General features: G+C 43.3%; 16 protein-coding genes. 6 read left to right on the forward strand and 10 right to left on the reverse strand.

Translation table 11 applies throughout. The annotated features are described in order from the left end of the window. Positions 1-220: 220 nt before the first annotated feature. Both WKK05_RS07075 and WKK05_RS07080 read left to right on the forward strand, forming a co-directional pair. Positions 221-1,999, forward strand: coding sequence for a hypothetical protein (locus WKK05_RS07075; RefSeq protein ID WP_341531039.1), 1,779 nt, complete (start codon positions 221-223; stop codon positions 1,997-1,999). Positions 2,000-2,081: 82 nt separating this feature from the next. Beyond that, the gene (locus tag WKK05_RS07080) at positions 2,082-2,486 is read left to right on the forward strand and encodes a four helix bundle protein (protein ID WP_341529053.1); all 405 of its coding nucleotides are present in this window, start codon (positions 2,082-2,084) and stop codon (positions 2,484-2,486) included. Between the two features lie 203 nt (positions 2,487-2,689). Here the strand turns inward: WKK05_RS07080 and fetB are convergent, their stop codons facing one another. Further along, positions 2,690-3,466: an iron export ABC transporter permease subunit FetB gene (gene fetB, locus WKK05_RS07085; protein ID WP_341529054.1), complete on the reverse strand. Its 777-nt coding sequence runs from the start codon at positions 3,464-3,466 to the stop codon at positions 2,690-2,692. A gap of 392 nt (positions 3,467-3,858) precedes the next feature. On the opposite strand from fetB, the gene WKK05_RS07090 reads away from it, so the two are divergent. Then, positions 3,859-5,007, forward strand: a complete 1,149-nt coding sequence (locus WKK05_RS07090; protein ID WP_341529055.1) for a DegT/DnrJ/EryC1/StrS family aminotransferase — start codon at positions 3,859-3,861, stop codon at positions 5,005-5,007. A gap of 103 nt (positions 5,008-5,110) precedes the next feature. On the opposite strand, the gene WKK05_RS07095 is transcribed toward WKK05_RS07090, so the two are convergent. Both WKK05_RS07095 and WKK05_RS07100 read right to left on the reverse strand, forming a co-directional pair. Next, positions 5,111-5,857, reverse strand: coding sequence for a DUF561 domain-containing protein (locus WKK05_RS07095; protein ID WP_341529056.1), 747 nt, complete (start codon positions 5,855-5,857; stop codon positions 5,111-5,113). A gap of 131 nt (positions 5,858-5,988) precedes the next feature. Further along, the gene (locus WKK05_RS07100) at positions 5,989-6,531 is read right to left on the reverse strand and encodes a Uma2 family endonuclease (RefSeq protein ID WP_341529057.1); all 543 of its coding nucleotides are present in this window, start codon (positions 6,529-6,531) and stop codon (positions 5,989-5,991) included. 267 nt (positions 6,532-6,798) lie between these two features. Between WKK05_RS07100 and WKK05_RS07105 the strand changes: the two genes are divergently transcribed. After that, a complete protein-coding gene (locus WKK05_RS07105; RefSeq protein WP_341529058.1) occupies positions 6,799-7,662 on the forward strand; it encodes a Tab2/Atab2 family RNA-binding protein in 864 nt (287 codons plus the stop codon). Between the two features lie 128 nt (positions 7,663-7,790). Here WKK05_RS07105 and WKK05_RS07110 read toward each other — a convergent pair whose 3' ends face one another. The 7 genes from WKK05_RS07110 to WKK05_RS07140 all read right to left on the reverse strand — a co-directional run bounded on the left by WKK05_RS07110 (position 7,791) and on the right by WKK05_RS07140 (position 14,299). After that, entirely contained in the window at positions 7,791-8,912 is a 1,122-nt protein-coding gene (locus WKK05_RS07110) for a geranylgeranyl reductase family protein (RefSeq protein WP_341529059.1), read from the reverse strand. A 153-nt stretch (positions 8,913-9,065) separates the two neighbouring features. After that, positions 9,066-9,614: a ribosome recycling factor gene (gene frr / locus WKK05_RS07115; protein WP_341529060.1), complete on the reverse strand. Its 549-nt coding sequence runs from the start codon at positions 9,612-9,614 to the stop codon at positions 9,066-9,068. Next, positions 9,601-10,329 carry a UMP kinase gene (pyrH, locus tag WKK05_RS07120; protein ID WP_341529061.1) on the reverse strand — a complete coding sequence of 243 codons (729 nt, stop codon included), beginning with the start codon at positions 10,327-10,329 and terminating at the stop codon, positions 9,601-9,603. The genes frr and pyrH overlap by 14 nt, the downstream gene beginning before the upstream one ends. 71 nt (positions 10,330-10,400) lie before the next feature. After that, entirely contained in the window at positions 10,401-10,949 is a 549-nt protein-coding gene (locus WKK05_RS07125; protein WP_341529062.1) for a thioredoxin family protein, read from the reverse strand. Positions 10,950-11,683: 734 nt separating this feature from the next. After that, positions 11,684-12,523, reverse strand: a complete 840-nt coding sequence (locus WKK05_RS07130) for a hypothetical protein (protein ID WP_341529063.1) — start codon at positions 12,521-12,523, stop codon at positions 11,684-11,686. 220 nt (positions 12,524-12,743) lie between these two features. Continuing rightward, positions 12,744-13,478, reverse strand: coding sequence for a class I SAM-dependent methyltransferase (locus WKK05_RS07135; RefSeq protein WP_341529064.1), 735 nt, complete (start codon positions 13,476-13,478; stop codon positions 12,744-12,746). Between the two features lie 161 nt (positions 13,479-13,639). Beyond that, positions 13,640-14,299: a methyltransferase domain-containing protein gene (locus tag WKK05_RS07140; protein WP_341529065.1), complete on the reverse strand. Its 660-nt coding sequence runs from the start codon at positions 14,297-14,299 to the stop codon at positions 13,640-13,642. An 806-nt stretch (positions 14,300-15,105) separates the two neighbouring features. Here WKK05_RS07140 and WKK05_RS07145 point away from each other — a divergent pair. Both WKK05_RS07145 and WKK05_RS07150 read left to right on the forward strand, forming a co-directional pair. Further along, entirely contained in the window at positions 15,106-15,462 is a 357-nt protein-coding gene (locus WKK05_RS07145) for a hypothetical protein (RefSeq protein WP_341529066.1), read from the forward strand. A gap of 151 nt (positions 15,463-15,613) precedes the next feature. After that, positions 15,614-16,966 carry a histidine phosphatase family protein gene (locus WKK05_RS07150; RefSeq protein WP_341529067.1) on the forward strand — a complete coding sequence of 451 codons (1,353 nt, stop codon included), beginning with the start codon at positions 15,614-15,616 and terminating at the stop codon, positions 16,964-16,966. Positions 16,967-16,983: the final 17 nt, after the last annotated feature.

Here is a 16,983-nt window from a genome sequence, read left to right on the forward strand (position 1 = left end):
CAAATTTGGCATCTAGCAGTTTAAAAATGTAGCAACGCAAACAATGGCTGCTCTTTTAATTTTTCCTGAAATATCAGAATTTGTGTTAGAAAGTTGGTCATATAATTTTCTGGCTATGGTTGGTTAAGCTGTGCATCTGGATTCAACAAACCGAACAATTTCAACTCCTACCCTTAACAATAAGAAAAATTATTATCTAGAAGATCCGCAGGAACGTTCTATAAAAGAAGCAGTTCAGCAGGAAGATTTAGAGCTTTTAGCTAAAACTTTCCAAGAACACTTGCTTGCACAAGTTCCATCTGCTGAAGTCTTCCAGATTAAGTGCGCGATCAATAAAGACGAGTTATTGATTTTAACGCAACATTCATCAGCAACGATAGTTGATTCTGAGAAAATCTTTGCAGTACTTGAAGAAGTACTCGATTCCCTCTCACCCCCTAGAGAGCAGCGAGTTCAGTGTTTCCTCAGAGTCTTCAGTGAAAAACTCCCTTATGCCAAACGTTTTCTCGCAGTCAAGCCGAGGGGCAGGGGGGCAGAGGAGATAGAGGAAGCAGGAAAAGCAGGAATTAGTGAACAATTATTATTCCCTCCTTCTCCCTTTCTTCCTCCCTCAGCTTCCTCTCTGACCTACTCATCATCAACTGATGAGACTGAAGAGGAAGAACTGTTTGACTCTTTCACTGATGTAGCTAATTTTTCCAACTCTAAGCCAGCACGTCAAATTAAACCGATTTTGCTGGGTGCAGCTTTGGTAGGAGTTGTAGTCTCAGTCAGTGCTGGTTACTTACTGAGTCGCCCTTGTGTGATGTCTGAATGTAAAGAAATACAAACTGCTGAACAATTAAAAACAGAATCTCCGCAACTAATACGCCGTGCGAAGTCTGAACAGGAATTAGTAGCTGTACAACAGCAACTTGAAGCAACCAGCACAGCCTTGAAGATAATTCCTCATTGGTCACCCCGTTACCAAACCTCAGAAGAACTAAAAGTAAGTTTGTCTGCACGGTCAGAAAAAATTGACCAAGTGGTAAAGGCTTTACAGACAGCATCCTTAGCGGTACAAAAAACTCAAACTCCTGCAAATAGCCTAGAGGAATTGCAAGCTAGGCAACATTTATGGCGGCAGGCGATCGCACCACTAGAGGCGATAACTTCTAATAGCGAACTGTATGCACTAGTACAAGTTAAATTACTTAATTATCGTGTGAGCTTACACACTGTTAATCAACAGATACTCACTGAGGAAAAATGGTTAAAAAAACTCACAGCAGCCAAAGCGGTGGCTAATGTCGCCGCAAACCGACAAACTACCGCCAAATCCTTGAATGACTGGCAAAAAGTTCAGTCTACTTGGCAAGTAGCAGTTAATGCTTTGAATATTATTCCGTTGAGTAGCCCAGAATACCAAGAAGCACAAAAGCTGTTAGTAGACTATAAACCTAAACTAGCAACAGCACGCGATCGCGCTACTAAAGAACAATTAGCTGCTAAAACCTACCAACAAGCTATTAGCACCGCCAAACAGGCCAAAGCCTATGAGCAGCAAAACCAATGGCAAGCAGCAGCTACATATTGGGATCAAGCTTTGCAAGCTAGTAAACAGATTACTCGGGATAGCTTTTACTACAGTCAAGCTCAGACCCTTATCGAACCCTACTCAGCTGCACTCAAACAAGCACAAGAAAAAGTACAAGTTGTTAGTAGTTTGCAACAAACCCGCGCTGACTTAGATAAAACTTGTGTTAATGCAATCCAAATTTGTATTTTTAGCATAGACAACAAAGGAATTATTGTCCGGTTGACTCCTGAATATGACCAATTAATTCAAGATAGCTTGGCTAGTAGCTATTCAGAGAACCCAAGTACTTCTAATGACATTGCCAATCACTTGCAAATCTTACAGGAAGCGCTAGGCATAATTAGTGAGAATGCCAACTTGTCCCTATTCCTCTATAACGCCCAAGGTCAGATAATTTATACGCGCACACTAGAAGGGTAGGAAGAGGAGTGGGGGAGAGTGGGGAGTGGGAGAGGGGGGAGTGAATTTTTCTGTATTTCCATGTATGAGGTGATGGGGAGAGATGCCAAGGGAATTAATTAGGGGTCATAGAGATTTGGACGTGTATCAAATAGCATTTGATGCTGCTATGCAAATTTTTGAATTTTCTAAGAAATTTCCTGTGGAAGAAAAGTATTCTTTAACAGATCATATTCGTCGCGCCTCACGTTCGGTATGCGCTAATTTAGCAGAAGCATGGCGCAAACGGAGATATGAAGCAGCATTTATAGCCAAACTGAGTGATGCAGAAGCAGAAGCAGGAGAAACTCAAACGTGGCTAGAATTTGCGGTTAATTGTAATTATCTTGATGTTGAAAACGGACGGAACCTCTATCGCACTTATAATTCGATTCTTAGTATCCTCGTGAGCATGATTCACAACTCAGATAAATGGATCATTCCTACTTCAGATAACAAGAGAAAATGAGGCAGATAAGGAAGATATTGCTTCCCCCACCTCCCACTCCCCCACTCTCCCACTCCCCCGTTCCCCCGTTCCCCCACTCTCCCACTCCCCCACTCCCCCACTCTCCCACTCCCCCACTCCCCCACTCCCCCACTCCCCCACTCCCCCACTCCCCCACTCCCCCACTCCCCCACTCTCCCACTCTCCCACTCCCCCACTCCCCCTCATTTCACCAATTGCGCGGCGGAATTAAAAAACTGACGACACAATCCCTTAGTAACTAAAAGTGTTGTCAATAAATTCGCGAAAGCAATCATGAACATAATCAAAATTTCATAGGATACAGCATCTAGGGGTTTGACTCCAGCCAGCAATTGTCCGGTGCTAATTCCTGGGATTGCTACCATACCTATAAGCATCATTTGATTCAGGGTAGGAATGAATCCGGCTCTGATAGCTTCTTTTCGGTATTGGCTAACTGCTTGCTCTGGAGTTGCGCCTAAGCTCAAGTGGGTTTCTATTTCTAAAGTAGACGCGTTGATGGTGCTGACAAGGCGTTCCCCGGCGATCGCGGCTGCATTCATAGCATTACCCAAAACTATCCCTGTTAGGGGAATCATATACTGTGGCTCATACCATTTATCTGGTTGAATAATCAAGAAGTTAGTGTAAAGCACTGTCAAAGCAGTACTGGCGAAAATTGCACCCCACACCAAAGGCAAGACATAAGGAATCTTTTGGCTGATGCGATTTCGTGCGACAATCGCCGTAATTGTCAGCAATACTACTAAAATCGCCAAAACTGCCCAAACATTGTCCAGGGCAAAGATTAAATCTAAAATGTATCCCAATACGAGTAGTTGTAGGATAGTTCTACCGCTAGCAAGGGCTAAATTTAACTCTAGTCCTATTTTTTCCCACGCAGATAAACCAATGGCGATCGCCATTAATCCTATAGCGAAAGCCAAATCTACCATATCTAGCTTGATTAAACCCTGCATGGCTGATCTATCTCCTGGTATTTTCTGTTTAAAACAGCCTCCACACCTGGAACTTTGATTCTATGTGTTGGATCTTGGTTGATATATATCACTTTCTGCAATTCAAAATCACTGAATTTCAGAGCAGCAAAAGCCCGCCCTCAGACTTCTCTGAAAACAGAGTATCTCCGGCTTTGCTCAAAATAGCACAGCACTAACATGGCAAATACCTAGTATCCTTATATCTGTAAATTAAATGTGCGATCGCTTACTGCACCACAATTTTAGTAAAAACCATAACAGATTCGTATCCTGGGCGACGGTCTTACAATTAGCTTTTTGATTAACAATTCAATCAGCAAAAATTGACCGTCGAATTGCATCCTCTGTATCTTCAGATAAAATGAGAACTCATGATCCAAAGTGTAAATCCCGTTCCTGCGTTTGATATCAAGCAGCAATACACCACTATCGAAGCAGAAGTGAGTGCAGTCGTCTTAGAGGTTCTGGCTTCTGGTCGTTATATTGGCGGCCCCCAGGTCGAAAGCTTTGAACAACAGTTTGCTACATATCACGGTGTATCTGAATGTGTAGCTTGTAATTCTGGTACTGATGCGCTCTATTTAGCGCTACGAGTTTTAGAAATTGGTGCAGGCGATGAAGTAATTACAACGCCTTTCACCTTCATTGCTACAGCTGAAGTGATTAGCGCCGTGGGTGCAAAGCCAGTTTTCGTTGATATTGACGCCACTACATTTAATTTGGATGTGGAGAAAATAGCAGCAGCGATTACACCTAAAACCAAAGCGATTATCCCGGTTCACATATTTGGACAGCCTGTAGATATGACGGCGCTGATGGCGATCGCCGAGGCTCACAATTTGTCAGTAATTGAAGATTGCGCTCAGTCTACAGGAGCAATTTGGGAGAATCAAAAAGTAGGAAGCATTGGACATATTGGTTGCTTTAGTTTCTACCCTACCAAGAATCTTGGGGGTTGTGGTGACGGCGGCGCAATCACGACTAATGACTCAGCGATCGCAGTCAAGCTGCGAATATTAAGAGATCATGGGAGTAAAATTCGCTATATCCACGAGGAAATAGGTGTAAATAGCCGCTTGGATGCTCTACAAGCGGCTATTTTGCAAATTAAGCTGCGTTATTTAGATATTTGGAATGATAGACGGCGAGCGATCGCCAATTATTATTACCAGTTCCTCAGTCAAGTTCCAGGTATCATTCCACCCCAAGAATTACCGGGGGGAGCTGGGGTCTGGAATCAATACACTATTCGGATCTCAGGCGAGGATCGAAATGGTTCTAGCGCCAAATATCGAGATTGGGTACGTAATCAATTGCAAGAGCAGGGAGTAAGTTCAATGATTTACTACCCTTACCCTTTACATTTGCAGCCAGTTTATCAAAGTTTGGGCTATCAGCAAGGGGAATTACCAGTGGCAGAGCAAGCTTGTCATGAGGTCATATCCTTGCCCATGTTCCCAGAACTTACAGACCAGCAGCAAGATCAGGTAATTTATGCTTTGAAGGATTGTTTGGGATAAAGGAGGAGTGGGGGAGTGGGGAAGTGGGGGAGTGGGAGAGTGGAGGATATTAAGTCAACAATTACTTTTGTCCCCCCCTCTCCCCCTCTCCCACTCCTATTATCTAAGCGATCGCGCGACTGCCAGCAGTCACCAAAGCTTCTACTAAGCCACGCACAGCAGCAATCATTGCCACTTCGCTATTAAGTTGGTTGATGGCAGAACCAACACCAACACCAGCAGCACCAGCGGCGATCGCTAATGGTGCTGTGACACTAGAAATCCCTGAAGCACACAATACAGGCACTGAAACTGCACGGGAAATCTCATAAGCTGCTGCCAAGGTGGGAGCAGCTTTTTCGATTAATCCCAAGCTTCCTGGATGAACTGGGTTGCTACTAGTACCGCCTTCAGTCTGGATGATATCTGCCCCGGCTTTCACCAGTTCCTCTGCTAGCTGTACCTGTTGGTCTAGTTTCAGGATGTGGGGAACGGTGACAGATAGGGTAATGTCGGGGAGGAGAGCGCGGGTTTGCTGAGTCAACTCTAGTACTTCAGGAGCCTCAAAGCGACGTCCTTGGGCATAGAAGGAATCGAAATTGCCAATTTCAATTAAATCAGCACCAGCCGCCACAGCTTGCACAAATTGCTCTGGCTCTACTGCTGAAACACAAATCGGTAAATTTATCAAAGATTTAGCTAATTGGACTAAGGCAGGATCGGCAGCAATATCGACAAAAGTAGCACCGCCAAGTTCAGCAGCTTTAACAATAGCAGCAACGCGATCGCTGTCAAAGTTATTCAAACCGCTAATAACTTTCAGAACACGGCGGTTAGTAAATGCACCTTGAAGTGTGGAATGCATAGTCATATTTTTTATTGAGTTACGAAAGTAGGAATATTTTTACACTACTAGGCGTTAACCGCTAGGGGTAGAGGGTAAAGGAGAGACAACTAGCCCACAAAAACCGCGATTAACTGCCCATTTATTAATTTTTACTGTTAATCAAATTCTGGCGACCACAAATCTGAAATCTGCACTTCCAGTCCTGGAAGCAAATCGGGAAGCGTCAGCACATCCCCATCACGAAGTATGATTACTTCTTTTCCAGAGTCGTAAACTTCAACAATCCGTTCATCAGGGTTAATCAGAATTCCTACCTTCGTTCCCAAAGCCAGAAATTCTTGAACTTTTGCTCGCAATTCCTTTAAATTGTCGCTGGGGGACTTAACTTCAACCGTCAAATCAGGAGCCAACTGAGCAAAAGACTTAGGACTGCGACGCAAGCGTTGTGCCAAAACAAACGACGCATCAGGTGCGCGTAAATCCGAGTTTGGCAGTCTGAAACCAGCACTGGAAGCTGCTACCCGTCCAAGTTTACGAGGTCGAACCCAGTTATGTAGCTGAGCAATCATCGCCGCTGCAACCTCATCTGATTCATATCCTGACGGACTCATAACAATGATATTTCCTTGAACTAGTTCCATGCGGTAGTCAGGATACTGCTGCTGCATTTTTTCCAAGTCTTGAATTGTCAGGGACATAGAACCTCTGATAGAAACGTTTGGGTTTTCCTGGACATTCAACGCCACCTTATTTTAACGAAACAGTGTGTATGGCATTGGTGAGTCGTGGAGATGAGGGGGCAGGGGAGCAGGGGGGGCAGAGGAGAAAAACTCCTAACTCAGCACTCAGCAGGCTGCTCAATGTCCTGCTATCGCTAACAGCACTCCTAATGTCCAATGCTGCCCTAACACTCGTATGATCAAAATATCAGGATAAATATAACAGCCAGATTTTTACCGCAAAACATGGGCAGTATTTGGGAAATCGATTTTTACTCCCGTCCTATTCTGGACGAAAATCAGAAAAAAGTTTGGGAAGTCTTAGTTTGCGAGAGTCCTGCGGATATCAGCACAAAAACAGATTCTTTGTTTCGCTATGCTCAATATTGTTCTAGTACTCAAGTAAATTCGGGCTGGCTAAGGACGGCGTTGCAAGAAGCCATTGACAAAGCAGGAGAAGCACCAATTAAAATCCGCTTTTTCCGCCGTCAAATGAGCAACATGATAACTAAAGCCTGCCAAGAGTTAGGTGTTCCCGCCCAGCCTAGCCGCCGCACTCTAGTTCTCAACCAATGGCTGGAAGAACGGATGGAGCAAGTGTACCCTCAAGAACCAGGGTATCAAGGAGGAACTAATCCCTCAGTACGTTTGGAAAAACCCTTACCCCAACGTTTACCAGATGCTTTAGAAGGACAGCAATGGACTTTTGTCAGCTTACAAGCCGCGGATTTTCTAGAAATGTCAGAATGGGAAATTGGCTTTGGTGAAGCTTTTCCCTTAGAGTTGGCAAAAGTGTCCCCAGAAACTCGTATTCCTGGCGTTTTGATTTTTTCACCCAGAGCGTTGCCCTTAGCAGCTTGGATGTCTGGTTTAGAGTTGGCATTTTTAAGATTTGACACCAGCAAAGGGGAGAGATTGGTTTTAGAAACTGGTGTGACTGAAAGCTGGATTTTAGCAAATATTAAGAATCCCCAAACTTTAGCTGAAGCTAAAGGTTTTGAAGAGTCCAAGCAAAAAGCTAATGGAGTGCATTTTATAGGAGTGCAGTCCGATCCCCAAGCAGAATCTTTTGCTGGTTTTTGGCTGTTGCAAGAAATAAATATAGTTTGAGAGTGGGGCATAGGGCATTGAAAGTGCTGAGTGCTGAGTGCTGAGTTAGGAGTTTTTCTCCTCTGCCCCCCCTGCTCCCCCTGCTCCTCTGCCCCCCTTGCTCCCTGCCCCCCCACTCCTGCTTATGACTAGCCCCCAAAACCTGGAATTAAACGCTTCAGCGCTCGGCCTGCAACATCGCCATAGCGCAGTTCTCCACAGAGAATCTTACCCATGATCTGAGCGCCGGAGGGACGCTTGACACCAACTTTATAGCTAATGCCGGGAAAGCGATAAAATGCTCCAGCTAATTTTTGCGCCCAAGCCATTTCACTACCCCATTGCTCATTGATGGCATTGCTGTATTTTTCTAAAGCGTCGAAATCACCAGCAAGGGCTTCATTAATAGCTCCCGCTGCTAGCAATCCGCTAAAAATTGAGGGACGAATACCTTCTGCTGTCATGGGGTCAACAACACAAGCAGCTTCCCCTGCCAAAACGGCATTTTGAGTATGCAAGTTTTGAGTGCCATCCCATATAGAAATGGGGTGACCATACTGCTTGCTAGTTTTAATATCTACATTGAACGATCGCGCGTACTCATCCAAAATCTTTTTGAAGTCTTGGCGTTCACCGCCGATAAATGTACCTACGCCAATTGAATAACCATCAGCTTTGGGGAAGTTCCAAATATAGCCGTTTTTCACCAAGCCGAACTCGAAGTGAATGGTGGATTTATCTTCTACAACAGCAGGAACTTCTGCTTCTAAAGCCCCAGCTAAGCGGCGTTTGCGGTCTTTGAAGCCTAGCCATTTTGCCATCGGCCCTTTAGCACCATCAGCCGCGATTAAGTAGCGACCTGTAACTGGGCCATTGGCTGTGTTAACTTGCCAATGGTCGCTTTTAAACTCAATACCTGTTACTTCTGTGTTGTCTTGGAGTTCAGCGCCTTGCTTCTGGGCTTGCTGTACTAGGAAATGGTCAAAAACATCTCGCCGCACCATCCAGACTGGTTCTTTTGTGGCGATTTTCGCTTCCACAGGATCACCCAATTTCCAGGTAAAGCGCAAGGAGTCTACTTTCACAGAAATCGCCGGACTAAAGTCAAAGTCAAACCATTGAGCGATCGCTGGCGATACACCACCACCACAAGGTTTATATCTTGGTAAGGATTCTTTTTCTAATACTAATACTGAGCGCCCTTGCTTGGCTAAATGATATGCAGCTGTTCCACCAGCTGGCCCAGCGCCGACGATGATGCAGTCGTACATATGGCTAAATTTTGGCTCCTAAATTTGTTAATTTTTTTGTTTTTTTAGGAAATATTGGCCATTTAGATAAATTTTAGTAAATATCCCCAAAAAGAATAAATGCTGAAGAATCATCGATAAATTCTTCAGCATTTATTCTTTATACATCACACTTTAGACAGTTGAGATGTCTTTTTCTTTTTCTGCCAATAATTCGTCTATTTTAGCAGTGTACTTGTTTGTCAGTTTTTGCAGTTTGTCTTGCTGGTCGCGTGCTTCGTCTTCGGAAATTTCAGCGTTTTTTTCCTGTTTGCGAATGGCATCTATGGCATCGCGACGAATGTTACGAATGCCAATGCGACCTTCTTCGGCATACTTAGCAGCAATTTTGACAAATTCTTTACGCCGATCGCTTGTTAATGGCGGAATATTTAGCCTAATTACAGAACCATCGTTGCTGGGGGTTAATCCCACATCTGACAGGGAAATCGCCTTTTCGACCAGATTTAAGCTGCTGCGATCGTAAGGCTGAATCAGAATCGTTGTGGCATCTGGTGTGCTAATGTTTGCCAGTGACTTCAAGGGCGTAGGCGAACCGTAGTAGTCTACTGCTACTTTATCTAGTAAACTCGCATTGGCGCGACCAGTGCGAATTGTGTTAAAAGCACGTTGAGTCGCCTCAACAGTCTTTTGCATCGTACTTTCAGCTTCAGCTAATGTCACAAGAACCTCCCACAAGGGTACCGATAGTTTCTCCCAAAACTGCACGGTGGATATTGCCTCGCACCGACAAGTCAAATACAAGAATTGGGATATTATTTTCTTTACACAAGGCAATCGCAGTGCTATCCATTACCCGCAAATCTTGAGCCAAGACGTGCGCGTAGGTGAGGCTGTTGTAACGCCTGGCATCAGGATAAACGTGAGGGTCAGCATCGTATACTCCGTCTACCTTGGTGGCTTTAAAAATCACTTCGGCATCAATTTCTGCGGCTCTTAAAGCAGCAGTGGTATCTGTGGTAAAGAAGGGATTTCCAGAACCTGCACCAAAAATTACCACCCGCCCTTTCTCAAGATGACGGATGGCACGACGACGAATATACGGTTCCGCTAATTCTTGCATAGCGATCGCAGTTTGTACCCGCGTCTGAACCCCTATTCGTTCTAGGGAATCTTGCAGCGTCATGGCGTTCATTACCGTGGCAATCATGCCAATGTAGTCAGCGGTTGCCCTGTCCATCCCCGCCGACGCCGCTTTGACGCCCCGAAAAATATTGCCGCCGCCAACGACGATGGCGATTTGAGTGCCAGTGGCTATCACCTCTGCTACTTCTTGTGCTATGCCTTTGACCACTTCTGGATCAATGCCATAGCCCATGTTGCCCATTAAGGCTTCACCGCTCAGTTTGAGTAAAACCCGTCGGTAATTCGTTCCCATGAAGTTACGCTTTATCAAAAAAGTTGCAATTGCCTCCAATTTAAGATAGCAGTTACAGGGACTATCTATGTCTAGTTGCGCCAGATCAATGAAGTACCCACTGGTTCTGTTTCCACTAGATGTATTTCTTGACCTTGAAACAGAGAGGCGATCGCAGTTCTTAAATAATTTTCTCCTATAGATGCTGGGTCATGGACATGATCATCGATTTGCCCTTTGTAGCGTACTATACCATTTTTATCTATTAAGAAAGCCATTGGTGTTTTCGTGGCACCAAAACTGCGGGTAACATCTTGGGTTGAGTCCCACAGGTAGGGAAAGTTGAATTCGTAACGTTCGGCAAAAGCTTTCATGTTGTCAAAGCTTTCTTTATGATCACCATTACTGCCATTCATCCCAATTAGGATGAAGCCGCTTTCAGCAAATTCCGCTTGAATACTCTTAAGCCTGTCTATATACAACTCTACATAAGGGCAGTGGTTGCACATGGAAATGACGCCGACTGCGCGGAATTTGTTTAAATAACGGCTGAGATGATGTACTTGATTATCAATTCCTGGCAGTTCAAAATCAGGTGCGTAGCCTCCAATTGGAGTGCCAATTGCTTCTAGTATAGTCATTTTCTCTAACTTGAAGGAACTAGGAATAAACAAAATCTCGGTAAATTTAGCGTCAGTTTCCAGATGCAAACCATCCCTAAGCCGATGCCTGATATCAAATAATTTTATAAACGAATTTAGCTACCGTAAATTGTAATACTACTGAATCTACTACTGGTGCTATTTTCACCACTTCACAATCAATAACATTGTAATTGTCACATACAGCGCTTTTCATTTGTATAAGCCAAAAATTCAATGATAGAGACACAGCAATGGTATGGCTTTACAGCCAACCCTTATTCTATTTCAATTGAAATAAAGCTTTCTGGTTCTATCTAATTTATGCAATTGCGCGTGCCTCTTGCAGAGGAGCTATGCGATAAGCATTCGGGTAACAAAAGGACTTAGGAGTTAGCAAAGTGCTAAAGGCGATCGCCGGGCTGGTGATCCCCCGATTTTAGTCGGCAGTAGCGATAAAGCAACTAAAGTTTTGGGTTGGCATCCACAATATCCCAACCTCAGCGAAATCCTGACTCACGCTTGGCAGTGGCATCAGCGACATCAAGGCAAACGTATTTTATAACAGTGTGTTGTTTACCTCTATAAACACCAATAATTTAATAGCGATCGCATCATACGTTTAACGCGAGTTTGTCTAACTTTACCAACTTTGTGTGAGTAGTCTACCATCAATAGCTGCAAACCTAGTTGGATGTTCACTGTAGTTGTTGAAAGGGGTACAAGAATCGGAATTAAATTGATGTCAACTCAAGACGAACATAAGTGCGATCATCAAATGATTCTCTATCAGGTGAAAGTCCTCTTTGTGCTAAATAAAGGTCATAGCATAAAGGGTCTTGAGCCAATATTTCGCTAAGAGCTGTTTCGCTTTCGGCAAGACTTACTCTGAGGTCTGGATAACCGTCACTAGCAAGCACAATAGATTTAGTTTGCTCTGGAATTTTAATTACTTCAATATATTGGTCAGGCACTCTTGTACCATCAATAGTCCCATACCCGAAAGGGTCTTCAAGATAATTCCGAAAAACTGTTTGCAGTACATAGTAAGTTGTTAAATGTTTTTGACTGGGATCATCTTGCAGGAGTTCTTCTATTGTTTTACCTTGAGCAAGGTGGGAACGCACAATTAGCGATCGCAACTTAGTTGTGACGACATCAACTTGCAAGGAGGGATTGTTACCTTTACCGTCAAGTAAGTATTGACAATCTCCAACTCGCCAAATTTCTCCGCGTGCGGCAGAAAACACTACCATGACGAAGCAAGGACTATAATTGGGAGTTTTATCTGGTTTGACTCGTAGCAAAGACTCTCCCACAGCTTGATTTAACTGCTGTACGGCCTCTATTGCGGTAATCTTGGCATCAAGATTTTCCAGAACTTGAGCGCCAACTTCTGCCACGAAACGACCGGAGGAAAGACCATCATAACGAGCGCCTGAAGTCTCTGTAGCACCATCTAGGACAGCGACGAAGTTTTGGGTAATCACAAGGCGATCGTCCCCACGCTCAGGATCTCCGTACTTTGAGCGGCTCAAAAACTCAACCACTGTGAAGGTTTGGCTTAATTTCATCTTTACTGTTTTTTCTCACATCTATTTCTACTGCATTATTCTTGTAGCAAAAGATGTGCAGTCTGCTCGCAATCTCGTGCAGAATTTATAAAACAATCACTGAAATGGATCTAGGCTTGATAGTTAATGTTTGTGTTTCAGCAGCGGTAAATAACTTTTGCAGTGTGCTAGGGAAGTTGAAACACGGTTTTATGCTGTGCTGCGATCGCTTGTTGCCATTTTATATTGGTTTACGTGCAATAAATGCGGCGTGGGCTTTTGGCAGTACATACTCACCATAACTTCGCATGATCTGAACTTGGAAACCGACTTGCTCAAGTTCTTCACCAATCTCTGTTGCTTTGTACAGCCGCAAATGGTGTACTTCATCATCTCTTCTGTAGTGTTCTCCTACCTGGCGAAAGCTGATGATTCGACGGCTCAATGTCTCCTGCTCTTGGTTTTCCTCCTTCTCAACAAGAACTATCCAATCTTTTCCTTCAGTGAACCCTTTGGTTGTAATTCCTTGGTCAACCTGTCCTGGCTCTGCAATGTCAAATAAGAAAATACCTCCAGGAGCTAATGCCTTATAGATGCGATGAAAAAGTTGAACTAGTAGTTGGCGATTGTTCTCTGGATCAAATAGGTAGTTGAGACATTCACTGATTGATGTCACGGCATTGCATAAAGGAATATCAGCCTGAAACAGCGACTGAATTTGAAACTCGGCATCCGGTACTCTGGTTCGGGCTATTGCAATCATCGACTCAGAAATATCAATTCCGAGAACACGATAATTAGCTTTGGTAAATTCCAATGCAGACAATCCACTGCCACAACCCAATTCCACAATTAAACCTTCGTGTATATTGTTTTGAGCCAGGATTTCCAGTATGCCAGGAGCAGATTTGAGAGCGTAATCACTGTAACCAACATCATGAATATAAGCAAGGTCTTGCTTGTACCACTCTTCCATTGAGTTGCTCAAGGGGATTACTTTGTGGATAGGTGTTTATCAAAAAACCCAGTGATAATATATTAAGCCATAACTAAGCACAGAGGACATCCATCCCCTGCCTTGAAGTGTTAGCTGGCAGTTGTGATGTTGCCAGTACAAAACTCAACATACTGTTGTCTTTAACTTTTCAAGTTTTTAAGCAGTAATCGACAACCACATAAGAACGGGTTCGGACTCTCTGTGCGCTCATCCAGAAGTACCTCAATCGGAAGCTTACTGTTGTAAATTAATTGATCATAATCCATCAATGCATTCCACTTAATCTTGCCAGTCGGAAAGCCTAACTGTGAAGTTGCATCAGATATTAACTCTTGCCATTTCTCTATCTCTGGGTCTTGCGACTTGCAATAATCGAGAATAGCGATAAATGCACCAGGTTTGGTAACTCGTAAAATCTCCTCAAGAGCGCGGACAGGATCAGCAACAACACAAAGGGTAAATCCCGATGCTGCGGCATCAAAGCTATTATCTGGAAAATCAAGATTTTGAAGATCCGCTATCTTCAGGGTTATATCTGCGGATACGCGCTTTTTACGTGCCTCATCGAGCATCTTATGAGAAAGATCAACGCCGACGACACGTACCCCTTCAGGATAGGCTAAAAGATTGAGACCCGTTCCTACCGCAGCATCCAGCACGGTTTGTCCTGGACTAAGTTGCAAGGAAGCAATTAACGGTTCGCGATCAATGTGCCAGTAACGCAGCATAATTGCTTCATAATCCACTGCTCCATGATCGTAGCTCTCAATAACTTTATCTATTTGCATAACCTTCCTCACAAATATAACTACGTATTTTAACTACCTGCTTGATTATTACTTAGCGTATTAACACTTAATCTTGCGTATTATACTATGTCAGTAAGCTAACCTAATTATAGGCAAATTTTATGATAACGCTGTGATTGAACAGCTAAAATCACCGACAGCAGACAACCTCAGCAACTCCACCAACGGCTTCTTGTGATGCTGCCCTCATAATAGATATTTTCTAGCTAGTGTCGCCTCTAGGTTAACTAAATCACGGATAAGCGATCGCTACCATCGCAATCTATCTGTAATTTGTGAATAAGTTGATTATTCCTCAGTTTTTCGTACAAACAGTTTACAACTCAGCTTGGATTGCTGTAGACACTTCTTATTCGAGAAAAACTATTATTTTTGTTGCCAAATTCTAAATTGAGTTATCAGTACGATTAGTTTATCTAATTTTAATTAATATTATTTTAATATGGCGGTCTAGGTTGAGTGCAGTAAAGTTTTAACCTCTCTTACAAGTAGAGTAGCTTTGAGTATTACTCTCCTTCCCTTGTAGGTAAAGGGTTAGTGGTTAGGTCTGTATTAGACTCAACTACAAACAGCTATAATTTGACTACATAATATTGAATTTCTGCATTATTCGATACATTTTTAGAATAGTATTTTGTCTATTTATTTATAGTTAAGAAAATTAATCATTATTGACAACTTATGATTTTACAAAATACAATTCTTTATAGAACCAGTTAGCCTAAAGCATTAAGATTTATAAAAAATCTGGTTAGAGAATAAAAACAAGCAATAGCAAAAGAATTTGGATAAAACAAATGAACACCAAAATTATTGCTTCATTGGGAATGATGGCAGCCTTTATGAGCCTAGGAAACTCGGTGTACGCACAGTCACCAGCATCAATCTCAAATACAGAACAATACACAGTTACTGGTGATTCTCTAATAGGAATTAATAAAAGAACAGCCCAAGATGACTTCCAAAGATTTTTTGAGCCAAATAATCCAGGAAGCAACTCTTCAACGAATAATCGCAGAGGCAACGCTACTACAGTCAAAATACGCTTTAACGAATCACTCTCGCAGCCAAACACTCCTGTTTTGTTAGTACCAGCTGAATCTGGTAACGACAATCAAGGAGCGCAAGTGCAGTTGGATCTAGGCGAGGAGTAATTAGGTATAATTTTTTACTCAATGTTACTGCCCATCTAAAGGATTTAGATGGGCAGTTTTACTGCTGGCTTAAATACTAAATCTATCTACTAGATAATTCCGCAGACATTTTGCAGTAAAATTAGTCCTTTAGATAGAGGAGGGCAAGACGATGACTCGTGTCATCATTGTACGCCACGGTCAAAGCGGCTACAACACCGAGCGGCGCATTCAAGGACGCACCGATGCGTCAACATTAACCGATAAAGGTCGTAACGATGCTAGTAAAGTAGGCAAAGCCCTCAGTAATATTCTATTCAACGTAATTTACAGTAGTCCCTTACAACGAGCAAAACATACAGCAGATATTATCTATAACGAGTTAGCTACTTATCCTGAGCAGGCTACCACTCCCCAAGTTTCTGATTTGCTGCGGGAAATTGACCTGCCTTTGTGGGAAGGATTGCTTACATCTGATGTCAAACAGAAGTTTGCAGAAGATTACCGCACGTGGCACGAACACCCCGATGAATTGCGAATGCTTATCAAAGATGCAGAGGGAACAAGAGAACATTTCCCTGTCTTAGCTTTGTACAAACAGGCGCAGCAGTTTTGGCAAGAGATTTTGCCCCATCATCAAGACAAAACCATTCTCATAGTGGGGCATAACGGCATTAATCGCGCTCTCATCAGCACAGCTTTGGATATTCCCCCAAGTCGCTACCATTCCATCCAGCAATCTAACTGCGGCGTTACTATACTTAATTTTTCTGGAGGATTGGGGGAAGCAGTTCAACTAGAGTCTTTAAATCAGACGCAACATACTGGAGAAAATCTGCCCTCATTACGACCAGATCATCAAGGAGTACGATTGTTGCTAGTACGTCATGGGGAAACTGAGTGGAATCGCCAAACTAGATTTCAAGGGCAAATTGATGTCCCTCTCAACGACAATGGCAGACAACAGGCCCAAAAAGCAGGTGAATTTCTCCAAGAGGTAGCGATTGATTTTGCCGTGAGTAGCCCAATGCTGCGTCCCAAAGAAACAGCAGAGATTATCTTAAAGCAGCATCCCAGTGTAGAGTTAGAATTACAAAATGGTTTAAGAGAAATCGGTCACGGACTTTGGGAAGGAAAGTTAGAAACAGAAATAGAGCAGGAGTTTTCGGGAGAGTTGCACCGCTGGCGGACAGTGCCAGCAGAAGTCCAAATGCCAGAAGGGGAAAATTTGCAACAAGTGTGGGAACGCAGCGTCGCAGCTTGGCAATCAATTGTGCAAGCAGCATTAAGCAAGCAACACAAAACAGTATTAGTAGTAGCTCACGACGCGACTAATAAAACCTTGCTTTGTCATGTTCTCGGTTTATCGCTGAAAAATTTCTGGAATTTCCGCCAGGGTAATGGTGCAGTCAGTGTGATTGACTATCCCTCTGGGTTAAATGGTTTACCAGTAGTGCAAGCAATGAACATCACTGCTCATTTAGGTGGAGGCGTACTTGACAAAACAGCAGCTGGGGCATTGTAAAAAAGTAGAGATGCCCT

The organism is Nostoc sp. UHCC 0302 (assembly GCF_038096175.1).
Taxonomy (GTDB): Bacteria; Cyanobacteriota; Cyanobacteriia; order Cyanobacteriales; family Nostocaceae; genus UHCC-0302.